This is a genomic window from Hoeflea sp. (genome assembly GCF_984452065.1).
In genome coordinates this window covers 30,941-42,667 of record NZ_CFHWAF010000022.1, presented here as the reverse complement: position 1 = coordinate 42,667, position 11,727 = coordinate 30,941, and the positions used below count along the sequence as shown (strand labels likewise).

General features: G+C 55.8%; 10 protein-coding genes and 1 pseudogene. All 11 read left to right on the top strand.

Annotation, left to right across the window (positions count from 1 at the left end; all coding sequences use genetic code 11):
• Positions 1-294: pseudogene (locus tag AC5E6N_RS06560) on the top strand (phage tail tube protein); the annotation flags it as partial.
• Positions 294-458 (top strand): hypothetical protein, encoded by a 165-nt coding sequence (locus tag AC5E6N_RS06555; RefSeq protein ID WP_491747065.1) that lies wholly within the window; start codon positions 294-296, stop codon positions 456-458. The pseudogene AC5E6N_RS06560 and the gene AC5E6N_RS06555, both read left to right, overlap by 1 nt.
• A gap of 70 nt (positions 459-528) precedes the next feature.
• Complete coding sequence (locus tag AC5E6N_RS06550) at positions 529-960, top strand: phage-derived protein YdaY family protein (protein ID WP_491747064.1); 432 nt, start codon at positions 529-531, stop codon at positions 958-960.
• Positions 936-1,292, top strand: a complete 357-nt coding sequence (locus AC5E6N_RS06545; RefSeq protein ID WP_491747066.1) for a phage tail assembly chaperone — start codon at positions 936-938, stop codon at positions 1,290-1,292. Before AC5E6N_RS06550 ends, AC5E6N_RS06545 begins: the two co-directional genes overlap by 25 nt.
• Positions 1,289-4,669, top strand: coding sequence for a phage tail tape measure protein (locus tag AC5E6N_RS06540; RefSeq protein WP_491747063.1), 3,381 nt, complete (start codon positions 1,289-1,291; stop codon positions 4,667-4,669). Before AC5E6N_RS06545 ends, AC5E6N_RS06540 begins: the two co-directional genes overlap by 4 nt.
• Positions 4,670-4,671: 2 nt before the next feature.
• Positions 4,672-5,028, top strand: coding sequence for a hypothetical protein (locus tag AC5E6N_RS06535; RefSeq protein ID WP_491747062.1), 357 nt, complete (start codon positions 4,672-4,674; stop codon positions 5,026-5,028).
• Positions 5,025-5,531, top strand: a complete 507-nt coding sequence (locus AC5E6N_RS06530; RefSeq protein WP_491747061.1) for a DUF1833 family protein — start codon at positions 5,025-5,027, stop codon at positions 5,529-5,531. The genes AC5E6N_RS06535 and AC5E6N_RS06530 overlap by 4 nt, the downstream gene beginning before the upstream one ends.
• Positions 5,531-5,920 (top strand): NlpC/P60 family protein, encoded by a 390-nt coding sequence (locus AC5E6N_RS06525; protein WP_491747060.1) that lies wholly within the window; start codon positions 5,531-5,533, stop codon positions 5,918-5,920. The genes AC5E6N_RS06530 and AC5E6N_RS06525 overlap by 1 nt, the downstream gene beginning before the upstream one ends.
• Before the next feature lie 53 nt (positions 5,921-5,973).
• Positions 5,974-9,567, top strand: coding sequence for a TipJ family phage tail tip protein (locus AC5E6N_RS06520; protein ID WP_491747059.1), 3,594 nt, complete (start codon positions 5,974-5,976; stop codon positions 9,565-9,567).
• Complete coding sequence (locus AC5E6N_RS06515; RefSeq protein ID WP_491747058.1) at positions 9,564-11,099, top strand: hypothetical protein; 1,536 nt, start codon at positions 9,564-9,566, stop codon at positions 11,097-11,099. The genes AC5E6N_RS06520 and AC5E6N_RS06515 overlap by 4 nt, the downstream gene beginning before the upstream one ends.
• Positions 11,099-11,695 carry a hypothetical protein gene (locus tag AC5E6N_RS06510; protein ID WP_491747057.1) on the top strand — a complete coding sequence of 199 codons (597 nt, stop codon included), beginning with the start codon at positions 11,099-11,101 and terminating at the stop codon, positions 11,693-11,695. The genes AC5E6N_RS06515 and AC5E6N_RS06510 overlap by 1 nt, the downstream gene beginning before the upstream one ends.
• The last annotated feature ends 32 nt before the right edge of the window (positions 11,696-11,727 follow it).

Here is an 11,727-nt window from a genome sequence, read left to right as displayed (position 1 = left end):
GCGCTTGCCGGCGTCGGTTCTGGCAGAATGGTCACCGTAGGGGCGCTGACAGCATATTTCAGCAATTTCGAGGCCTACAATACCATTCCGGCACGCACCTCATTGGCCTTGCAGTGGACCGTCGGTGCGGACGCAAACAAGAAATACACTTTTCTGTTGCCGGCCATCAAACTGAAGAATCCGAGGATTCTGGCCGGCGGGAATGACACCGATGTTCTCGCCCAATTCGATTACACGTCGATTTACGATGCAACTGAAGCGGCGGTGATCAAGATCACGAGGGCTGTCGCATAATGTCGAAGAGCAAGACGAAGATCATCCCCAAAAAGGACTTCACCGGTTATCCCGGCGGTGTCGAGACCAAGTTTCAGGAAGGCGTCGAGATTCCGGTGCCCTCCGACTGGATCGATGAGGCCAAGCTTCGCGAGAAGGGCCTGATCGAAAAACCCGCTCGATAATTCTGCGCAGATCGCGGGAGGACCGGGAGCGGGCCGGACCTCCCGCACCTACCCGCTACAGGAGATTATGATGACCAAGCCGCGTTTTGCGGGCATGGGTGCCTACACCTATGTTCGTGATCAGATTACCCGTTCCTACGGACCGGGCCGGACAATAACCATGAAGCAGGCTGGCGGCCAGAACAGGGAATATCTGTCCGCAGAAGCCACTGTCCTCAAGCCCATTCAAAAACAGATCGAAAACAACGAGATTCCCGCAGATGAACGCCTGCAGTTGCATGCAGAACTATACGCGGATCATGTCATCGTTGGCTGGAGGGGCTTTGAATTCGAGGACGGTACTGAAGCGCCATGCAATCGCGAGAATGTCATCGCACTGTTCACGCAATGCGAACCCCTGTTCGATGACGTTGTCGCAGACGCAACCGACAAAAAGAACTTCGTCGGCAGCGGAAACGAGAACGCAACAAAAAACTCATCGAAGCCCTCGAGTGGCAAGTAACCTGGGGGCCATACGAAACCTTCCTTCGTGACAAGGTTGACGAGGATCCAACGTTCGATCCCCCTGCCCTTCGCAACAAGGTCGAACACGCACCCGAACTGACGTTCTACTGGAAGGCCTTTATGGCACTTTCGGTTACGCGCCGCGTCGACGTCATCGTCGGCGCGGAAAAGACAATAGAGAAACCACAACCGATCTCAATCAGCGAAATCAAGGCCTATTGCGATCTCTGGGATCTTCGCGATGCAAGCGCTCGTGTCGATCTGATGGAGATCGTGCTCGGCGTTGACGGTGCCTATCGCGAACTTCACGCCAGAAAGAACGGACAATGACGGAAAAGCGCCTTGCCATCGTCGTTGATCCGTCCGGCGCGAAGTCGGGCGCCGATGTCGTCAAACGCGAGTTCAAGGATATCGGCCGCGAGGCTGTTGCAACCGAACGCCGCGTCAACAGATTCGGTCGCACTGGCCGCACGGCACTCGATCAATTCGGTCGTGCGGCTAGGCGATCAGGTCGAGCAGTTGACGGGTTCAGTCGTTCCAACGAACGTGCTGCTCGATCCGCTCAATCGCTCGAGCGTGGCGTGGCTCGCGTTACGGCAGCTGTCACCGCCTTCGCAACCGCTGCGACTGTGTTGGCGTTTCGGTCGGGAATACAGCTCAATCGGGCGCTGACCGAAGTCGGCACTCTGTCCACGAATGCACGGGACAATCTGGACAATCTCCGGGATTCGGCGCGACGTCTGGCTATCGAGTTCGGTGGAAATTCGACCGAGAACGTCAGAGCCTACTATCAAGCGATCTCGGCCGGCGTAGGCACTGCTAAACAGGCGAGCGAGTTCGTTCGTGAATCAACGCGGCTTGCCAAGGCAGGCGTTACGGACACTGTCACAGCAGTCGATATCCTGACCACGGCTACAAATGCTTACCGCGTTCAGGGGTTGGGTGCGGCTGAGGCGAGCGATGCGCTGTTTACGGCGGTGCGGCTTGGAAAGACCACAGTACCGGAACTGGCAACCGGTCTCGGCGCAGTTATCCCGATTGCCGCTTCGCTCGAGGTTCGGTTTGATGAACTTCTGGCAGCAACAGCCGCCCTGACCACGCAGGGTCAATCGACGTCTCAGGCCATTACTGGAATTCGCGGCGTTCTTGTCGCCATTACAAGGCCCACCCAACAGGCGATCGACCTTACCAGCTCGCTCGGTATCGAGTTCAACACAGCCGCGCTCCGCGCGAAAGGTCTGCAAGGGTTCCTTGCCGAAATCGTCGGCAAGACGGGTGGCTCGAAAGAAGCGTTGGCGAAGATTTTCAGCGATGTCGAGGCACTGAACGCCGCAATGGCGTTCTCGGGCGGCGCGTCACAGGTGCTGATCGATAATCTGGCAGAGATGGAAAACAAGGCCGGTGCAACCGACGAAGCATTGAAGGTGGTCACGGATTCTCTTTCGTTCCGCTTCGATGCGGCTGTATCGCGCATGAGGGAATCGATTACAAAATTCGGAACTGATCTGCTTCCGACAGTCGTACCGGCACTTGAACGACTGTCTATCGCTTTCGAGCGACAGATGATCCTTGCCGTTGCAGATATCAGAGCCTTTGAAGCGGCATTCCTTCTTACCAAGGATACGGTTTCGACGGCGTTCAATGGGCTTGCGGCCGGCATCGCCGATGGTGTGATTTCGGCCGTCAATTTCATGTCGAGCCAGGTCGTGTCGGCGGTGAACACGATCATCGGCGCCGTCAACGCTGCCATCGATGGCATGAATGCGCTCGGTGCGGGATTTGAGAGAATTGACTTTTTCTCAAGTGACACCGGACAGATGGATAATCCATTCGCGGGCGCAGTCGCACAGGTACAGCTGGACCTGGCAAAAGCGCGGCTGGCCTATGAACTTCGGATCAACGAGATTCGCAACCGTGTCGACCGCGATATTGCGTTGCTGGACGATCCAAACAGGACGACACGTCTTCAGCCGCTTCAGGCAACGGATACCGGTGGCGCCGGTCTTTCGTCATCATCGGAAGGAAACAGGTCCAAGGGTATTGATGACATACTCAAAGGGCTGACAAACCGGCAATCCGCACTTGATCGGCTCCGCGCGGAAACCGACGCACTCAGGGATCAGGAAAAAGCCTTGGGCATGACCAAGCTTGAGGCCACGGCCTTCCTGAAGGAAAAGCAGATTCTCGCTTCTGCTGCTCGAAGCGGACAGACACTGACCGCCGCGGAGACCGCCCAGATAAAGCAGCAGGCGCAGGCATATGCGGCTGCGTCTCTATCGCTCGAACGGTCGCGGGAGGCCATCGACTTCACACGTTCGACCTTCAAGGGCTTCTTTACTGATCTGCTCGGAGGACTGAGGGAAGGAAAGACACTCTGGCAGGCGTTCGGCGATGCCGCAGTAAATGCGTTGTCGCGTATTGCCGACCGCTTGTTCGACATGGCCATAGACAATATGCTCGACGGCCTTGTCGGCGGTGCCGGTGCAAATCGCGGTGGCCTTGATGGTCTCCTGTCCGGTTTGGTGAATGCGGGATCATCACGGTCAAATGCTGCACATACACCAGCAGCGGCGCCATTGTCACAAACCGTCAACGCGGTAGCACAACAGGCATGGAACTTCTTTTCCGGCAAGGGCCTTGCCGATCATCAGGTCGCCGGCATACTCGGTCACATGAAGGCCGAGAGTGCCTTCAATCCGCTCGCCGTCGGCGATAGCGGAAACGCCTTTGGGTTGTTCCAGCACAATGACCGCAGTCCAAATCTATTTCGCTTCCTTGGCGGTCGTCAGAACCTTGGAAACGTCCAACGACAGCTGGAGTTTGCCTGGCATGAACTGATGACCACGGAAAACCGTGCGTTTCAGAACCTGTCTTCAAGCGGCAACGTTCGGCAGGCCGTCAATGCATTCGGCGGTTTTGAACGGCCTTTGGGGTTCTCGTTCAGCAATCCCGAAGCCATGCACAATTATGTGGGCCGTCTTCGTGCAGCGGAACAGGCGCTGCAACAGTTTTCAGGGTCGGTCGACAGCACCGGTTCGTCTCTTGGCGATCTCAGGACTGGCGCGTCCGGTCTGACTTCACAGTTGGCAGGCGGTGCGAAATCGCTTTCGCAAACCGCCGTCGAATTCGCGAACGAAAGCCAGGGACTTACCCGTTCACTGAACAGTGGCATTCGCAATCTTCTGAATTCATTCCCGTCCGCACCGGCCAGTATTGGTGGCGGCGGCGGAATCGCGGGCTGGGTTTCGCAGTTGCTGTCGAGCGGTTTCGGCGGTTCGCAACTGCAAGCGGTCGCCGGCGGCGCTGTCGGGCTTTTCGAGCCCGGCGGATACACTGGTGATGGAGCGACACATCAGGTCAAGGGGCTTGTCCACGCCAAGGAATATGTCTTCAGCGCCAAGGCCACGCAGGCGATCGGTGTCGGAACACTGGAAGCGCTTCATCAAAACGCATTGCGGGGTTTTCAGGAGGGCGGTTACGTCGGCGGCAACGTTATCCCGTTTCGAGGCATGAACAATTTCACGATCCGGTTGGTGAACAACGAAGGCAAGGAGCTGCAGACGCAGGAAAGTCAGACCGCCGACGGCATCCAGATCGATGTCTTTGTCGATAATCTGGTCGCTTCCAAGATCGGAAGTCAGGGCAGCAAGACGAACAAGGCACTGAGAAACGTTTTCGGCAATCGAACTCAGGTGGCAAGAAGGTAACCATGGCGACCTGGCCCTCGACACTGCCTCAGCGCCTACAGGTCGATGGCGCCCAGTTCGGTCTTGCCGAAAACCGTTTGCGGTCCCCGGTCGATATCGGTCCGGCAAAGGTGCGTCCTCTGACCTCGAACAATGTCGAGCCGATGGAAGGGATCATGTTCATCGACCGCGCGCAGTGGTCGACGCTGAAAACCTTTGTCGTGACGACATTGCTGAACGGTACGCTAGCTTTCGATTTTCCCGATCCTGTCAATGAGGGATCGACATTGCTTGTACGCTTTGCCGACGAGTTGCCGGTTGTAGAGCCGACAGGCGGTCTGGAATTGCTTGTTCGTCTCAGACTTGAGGTGCTGCCGTGAGCGGACGGACGCTTTCGGACAAATTCCGGCTTGCGCTGTATTCGCAGGAAACCGGTGAAGTCGTTGCCTTCCTCCTTACGTTCGAACACGCCGATCTGACCGAGCCACTTCGACTGAGTACCGACCCGACGCAAAGGTTGTCCACGAATCCCTTGCAATACGGAACCATCAGCCGGGGAAACACATTTTTGTTCGCGCCAATAGACGTGCTTCTTCCTGAAGACATTGACGGGGGCGACCCGAGAGCCAGCCTTGCGATCGACAATGTCGGACGTGAGTTGATCGACGCGATCCGGTCGATCGAGGAGGGTGCGATTGTGTTGCTGGAGGCGGTGCTGGCATCGGCCCCTGATGTCGTGGAAATCTCCTTTCCGCAGCTGAAGATGACGAACTCAGAATACACTCTGGTGTCTCTTACAGTCGATTTGACAATCGATCACCTGACCACCGAACCCTATCCGGGCGACAGCTTCACCAAGGCCTATTTCCCAGGACTCACCTGATGAATTTCGAGCGGTACATCGGCGTTTACTGGGTCGATCACGGCCGGACGTTTTCCGGCTTCGATTGCTGGGGTCTGGTTCGGTTGTTCTATCAGCACGAGCTCGGAGTTGAACTCGACAGCTATCTTGACGCCTACGCTTTTGGCTGCGGTGCTCGCGAGGCGGGCGGCGCGATTGCCGCGCGCATTCATAACTGGACCGAAGTCACACAAAACCGGCCGGGTGATGTCGCGGTCCTCAATCGCGGCGGCGTGCCTTGCCACGTCGGCATTATCGCTCCACGCCGACACCTCTTGCACGTTGAAAGCGCCGCAGCGCCATCGATCCTGCAACGGATCGACCAGGCCATGTCCAATCGAATTGTCGGAACCTATCGCCTGATCCAATGAACATCGTGCTCTATGAGGTCACACCGGAGATTTTCGATAACTCGGAAATCTGCGTGACCGTCCTCGATCATCCGATGGCAAAGCCGCGGATCGAGACAGTTCCGGCTGGCATGACGGCGGCGGAAATCGAGTGTCGATTTGCTGCGGGGCGCGATTGCGCACTGACCGCCGACGGACGCCGCATTCCGTTGGAAGAACGGCCCGGCACCATCGTCAACGAATCGGCCCAACTTGTATGTGTACCCGGAAAGGGCGTTGGGCCGTTCTTCCGGCAGGTACTCGGTCTTCTGATCGCTGTCGTTGCTTCCGTTGTCGCGCCGTATTTGCTTGGTGCCATCGCACCAGGACTGATCGGAACAACAGCCGGTGCCCTGCTAACAGGCGCGATCACAGCCGGGATCACGATCTCGGGTTCGTTGCTGCTCAACGCGCTGTTTCCCGTTGGCAATCCCCGTTTGGGTCAGGACGACGGCAGCGCGACATATTCGATCGGCGGCGGCCGCAATCGCATCAACCCATACGGCGCACTGCCGGATCTTCTTGGGACACATCGCGTCGCTCCCAACTATGCCGCCTCACCGTTTACAGAACTCGTCGGTGACGATCAGTTTTTCACCATCATGGTTTGCTGGGGCTACGGACCCATTGAGCTTGAGCAACTGAAAATCGGTGAGACCGATCTCGATGAGTTTGACGAGGTAACCATTGAGAACCGTGTCGGTTACGCGACGGACGATCCTCCTTCGCTGTTTCCAAATCAGGTCATCGAAGAACAACTGAATGTTGAACTGGAGCCGTTCGTCGAGAGTGTACGCACGACCATGGACGATACCGACAGGATCGTTGTCGACGTTCAGGCGCCAAACGGCATCTTCGTTAAGGACAACAAGGGCCGATATATCGGTTATGGCGTGACAATCAGGATCGAGTACCGGCTGAATTCGGCACTCCCATCCGATCCCTGGACACTCCATGTCAACGAACGCATTGCCGGCCAGCGCACAAAGGCCATTCGAAAATCCTATTCGTTCGATGTTCCGCGCGGCAAATACGATGTTCGCATTCAGCGCACACAAAACTACCACCTGACAGAGACAATCCCGCATGAGTCGCTGTATTGGACGGCGATAAGATCAGTCACCAACGAAAGCCCGGTCAACCCGCCGGCTCCGCTTGCATTGACGACGCTGAGGATTAAAGCCTCGTCACAACTCTCGGGAGCTATTGAAACCTTCAATGCCGTCGCAAAGAAGCTGGTCAAGTCGTGGAACGGAACAGCGTGGGTAGACAATCAGGTCTCCAGCAATCCCGCCGATTTGTTCCGGCATGTGCTTCAGGGGCCGGCCAACAAGCGGCCGGTTCCGGACAGTCTGATCGACCTCGATACGCTTCAGGATTGGCACGATTTCTGCCGGATCAACGGCTACACCTTCAACATGTACCGGGATTTCGTGTCGTCGGTATGGGACACGCTTGCCGATATCTGTGCAGCCGGTCGGGCCAACCGCGTGTTTCTGGATGGCAAATGGTCCGTGATCTGGGAAGATGCGTCGGCGCCCGTTGTTCAGCATTTCACACCGGCCAACTCTTCGAACTTCAAGTCATCACGCGGCTATTCGGACAAGATCCAAGCGCTTCGCATCCGGTTCGTCGATGCGCAAAACTCCTACGAGGAAGATGAACGGCTGGTCTTTGCAGACGGCTATGACGAGACCAATACAACACGCTACGAGGTTGTCGAGTTTCCCGGCATCACAGATCGGGATTTGATCTACAAACACGGTCGCTATCACATTGCGCAGCATAAACTTCGCAGGGAAGTCTATGAGCTGACCACGGATTTTGAACACCTTGCCTGCACACGCGGCAGCCGGGTCCGGTTAACCCATGACGTGTTGAAGGTTGGTCTCGATTCCGGTCGTGTTAAGGCCGTCAATGGCGATACCGTCACGCTTACTTCGGAAATCGCGATTGAGGCCGACAAGAGCTATGTGATCCGCTTCCGAACACAAGATGGCGGTAGTTCTCTTCGAAACATAGCCACGTTGGGACCAGCGCTTTCGAACACGATCAGTCTCGTGCCCGACGCTACACAGACTGCGCCAAACGTCGGTGATCTTTGGATGTACGGTGAGGTTGGCAAAGAAAGCATCGTATGCCGTGTTTACTCCATAAAACCGGCCGACAAGCTGTCGGCAACTCTTGAACTGGTTGACGATGCACCGGAGATACAAAACGCAGATACAGGCACGATCCCGGCTTTTAATCCGAATATCAGTCAACCCATCGATTTGCGGCAGTTTCCGCCACGCGATCTTTCGGGAATACCGGTTCTTGAGGTTGTTGATGGAACAATCGTAGCAAGTGTGAACCTGTCTTGGGTCTCGCCTGCCGCAGCAGGAATCCGAAATTACCTGGTTCAACACAAACCGGAAACCGGTGACTGGAGTACTCCGGTTGAAGTTGTTGATACGTCGATAGTGGTTTCCGATCTTGATAGTGGAAAGCACTTCTTCCGGGTGAAATCTGTTTTCGCCGACACGATATCCACCTGGAGCGCTCAATATGAAATCAACATCGACGGTCCGTCAAAGGCCCCCGCCGACGTAGCCGAATTTCGAGCCATTGTCAGTGGCACCAACCTGATCCTGTCCTGGAGCGCGGTGATCGATACGGTTTTCCGTGACTACGAAATCCGCCACACATCCGATGTCGTCAATCCCACCTGGGCGACAGCAACGCCGCTTCGAACCGAATTCGTCGGCAACGCGCTGACAATTCCCTACCTGCGCGGCTCGTTCCTGATCCGCGCACGGTCCTGGAACGATATCTACAGCGCAAATCCGGCGATCGTCATCGTCAACGTCACGCCGATCTCTGAATACAACGTGGTCGAGACAGTTAACGAAATGCCGCCTTTCTCCGGACAGCACAACGGCACGGCCTTCGAGCATGTCTACAACGCGGTTGTCCTTGCCAACGATGCAGACTTCTTTTCACCGGCTGATTTCTTCGAGCCGGCCGACATGTTTCGCGGCGGTGTGCGTGTTCTCTTTGGCGTCTACGAGCTCGGGCAGCGCATCGATTTGACGGCGGAAATGACAGTTCGCATGTCTTCCGATATCGTAGCCGGCGGCGTCAAATACTCGGATAACTTTTTTGACCGGACCGACTTTTTTGCCGCAGATGATTTCTTCGGGAACGATCCGTCGCTGTGGAATGTGATCCAGCAGATCAGGATGACAAGTGACGATCCGAACGGTGCGCCGGTCTGGAGCGCATGGCAGGATTTCGTTGTTGGTGACTACACTGCGCGCGCCTTCGAGTTCCGTCTTCTTCTCAGTTCTCAAAGCGCCGATCTCAGCCCGCTTGTAACGACCATGAAATTCACCGCCGATGTGCCAGACAGGATCATCGCCTTTGAGGATATCCCGTCTGGAGCAGGCGCTTATCAGCTCCAGTTCAACCCGCCCTTCTTCGCGCTGAAGGATTTGCAGATCACCGCGCAGGATATGCAGACCGGTGATTATTGGACTGTAACGGGTAAGAGCGCCAACGGCGCAACGGTTGCGTTCTTCGATCAGAGCAACAATCCAATCAGTCGCACATTCGACGCTCATGCCTTCGGTTACGGGAGCCTTCAATGACACAACCAACAAATTTTGGAGCTCAACGCACGTCCGCAGAGGGATCTATCACGCCGGAAGGCTGGGCAGTCCAAGTGGATGAAAGTCTCGACGCATTGGCAACAATGCATAGCGGAGCGTCTCGGCCTTCTTATATCCAAGCCGGCATGAAGTGGCTGGACACGTCCAGCACCCCTTGGATCATGAACCTGTACGATGGTTCGAACGACATCCCGCTATTCGCCATTCATCCCATCAACCACAAAGCCCAAGTGAATTTCTTCGCAGGGTCGAACATCGCCTCAGCAGCAGCTTTGACGATACCGGGTGACGGTAATGTATTCACCGTTACCGGAACGACGACAATCACCAGTATCAATACCTTGCGCGTCGGCAGCCTGATCGTGCTCCGCTTCGGCGGCGCGCTTACCTTGACGCATGGCGCCAATCTCGTTCTGCCGAATGGCGAGAACATCGTCACGCAGGCCGGCGACTATGCGATGTTTCATGAGAGAGCTGCGGGCGTTTGGGAGTGTGTTGGATATAGCCGACCAATTGTGAATGAGTTTTCAGAAAACGTCACGATTTCAACGTCGAGTGGGGATGCGTATTTAGATTTAAGGGGTATTGCCGGAACAACGAGAGGTATGGTGCTTCGAACCAGCGCGTCTCGCAGGTGGTTGTCTGGTGCGAGTTCAGTTAGCGAGGAGGGCAGTAATACGGGCAGCGACTACTTCATCAACCGCTATGATGATGCCGGCAATTATCTTTCCACGCCAGTTATCATACGCAGGCAAAGTGGCTTGGCTCAATTTGGTAATGGTCTGGTTTCAAACAACGGCAATATTACCATCATTAACAGTTGGGCTGGGTTCGAAGCGCGAGCCACTGATCCTTCCGGGTTTGGCTATCTCGACATGAGCTCCGCCAATCGCCAGTCCGATTACGATTGGCGGATCAACGCTGATCCAGGAGTCGATGAGAATTTAGACATCAGTTATGGCGGGTCTGCTGGCAGTGGCCCTGGTCATAGATTTAGATTGACCAATGCCGGCGATGTTTGGACTGCAACCTATGGCTGGCTGCATGACTACATCCAAGCGCAGGCCGCACCTATGGCCGTCCTGGAAGATCAGAAGCCACAGAACACTAATGGCGAGATTGTCGGCACTGCGAATGCATGGGTAACCCGAACACTCAACACAATCGTTCGAAATCAGAACACAGTGCTGGCTCTGTCGGCCAATCGCTTCACGCCGGCGTTTAACGGCTGGGTGGAGTTCGAAGGTGTTGTGAACCACAATTCGGCACAGACGCAGCTTCGCCTCGTTAACGTGACCGATGGCGTGGAAATGGGCCGCAGCACGAGCCATGACGCCAACTCGAACAACTCTACGACAAACGTCAATGTCGTCCTGTCCGGCGGCGGTCCAGTGACCGCCGGCAAACAGCATGAAATCCAGGTCAATTCGAACAGCGCGGTTACTTACAATGGTTTTCGGGCGAACCGAGGCACAGAGGTCTATTTGCGCGTCAAATATTGGAGAACCTAATGAAATACGCGATCATACATGAAGGTGTCGTCCAGGAGGTTCACATTGAGCGTCCTATGATCCAAGTGCCCTATCAGCACACCATAGATGTGCCGATTACGGGCAAACTGGTCGGTGACAAGATCGAAATTGAAGAGACCGAAGAACGAACCATATCGGTCAACATCATGGCTCCGAACCCGGCAATGACGGAAATCCCGGATGACGTTTTTTCCGAGTACACGGCGAATGACGATGGCACATACACCGCACCGACGCCACCGCCGCGTGTTGTCCCACACGAAGCGGTGGAACACGTTTTGGTTCTAAAGGTCGGCTATATCAATCAGACTAGGACGGACGGCCTGATTGAAGATGTCAGCCCGCTCGGCCTGCAGAGATCGATGGACAAATACTCAAACATCGCCATCAAGCTGAATTCGAAGGTAGCGCTTGGCGAAACCTTGACCGCCGAGGAACAGGCCACGCTGATCCGCATTCGGGACGGATCGGATTTCTTCGATGCGGTTGATGCTGCCGCCGAGATTATCGGGGCCGATCCGGACGCGGCCGATCCGATCGGTGACGATGAGCGGTGGCCAGAGCTGCCCTCGTAGGTGTTGATTTCAATTTCTCGTGGCCGGTTGAA

Coding starts and splice junctions, on each gene's coding strand:
- AC5E6N_RS06555 (WP_491747065.1), top strand. CDS start 294: ATGTCGAAGAGCAAGACGAAGATCATCCCCAAAAAGGACTTCACCGGT.
- AC5E6N_RS06535 (WP_491747062.1), top strand. CDS start 4,672: ATGGCGACCTGGCCCTCGACACTGCCTCAGCGCCTACAGGTCGATGGC.
- AC5E6N_RS06540 (WP_491747063.1), top strand. CDS start 1,289: ATGACGGAAAAGCGCCTTGCCATCGTCGTTGATCCGTCCGGCGCGAAG.
- AC5E6N_RS06550 (WP_491747064.1), top strand. CDS start 529: ATGACCAAGCCGCGTTTTGCGGGCATGGGTGCCTACACCTATGTTCGT.
- AC5E6N_RS06525 (WP_491747060.1), top strand. CDS start 5,531: ATGAATTTCGAGCGGTACATCGGCGTTTACTGGGTCGATCACGGCCGG.
- AC5E6N_RS06515 (WP_491747058.1), top strand. CDS start 9,564: ATGACACAACCAACAAATTTTGGAGCTCAACGCACGTCCGCAGAGGGA.
- AC5E6N_RS06510 (WP_491747057.1), top strand. CDS start 11,099: ATGAAATACGCGATCATACATGAAGGTGTCGTCCAGGAGGTTCACATT.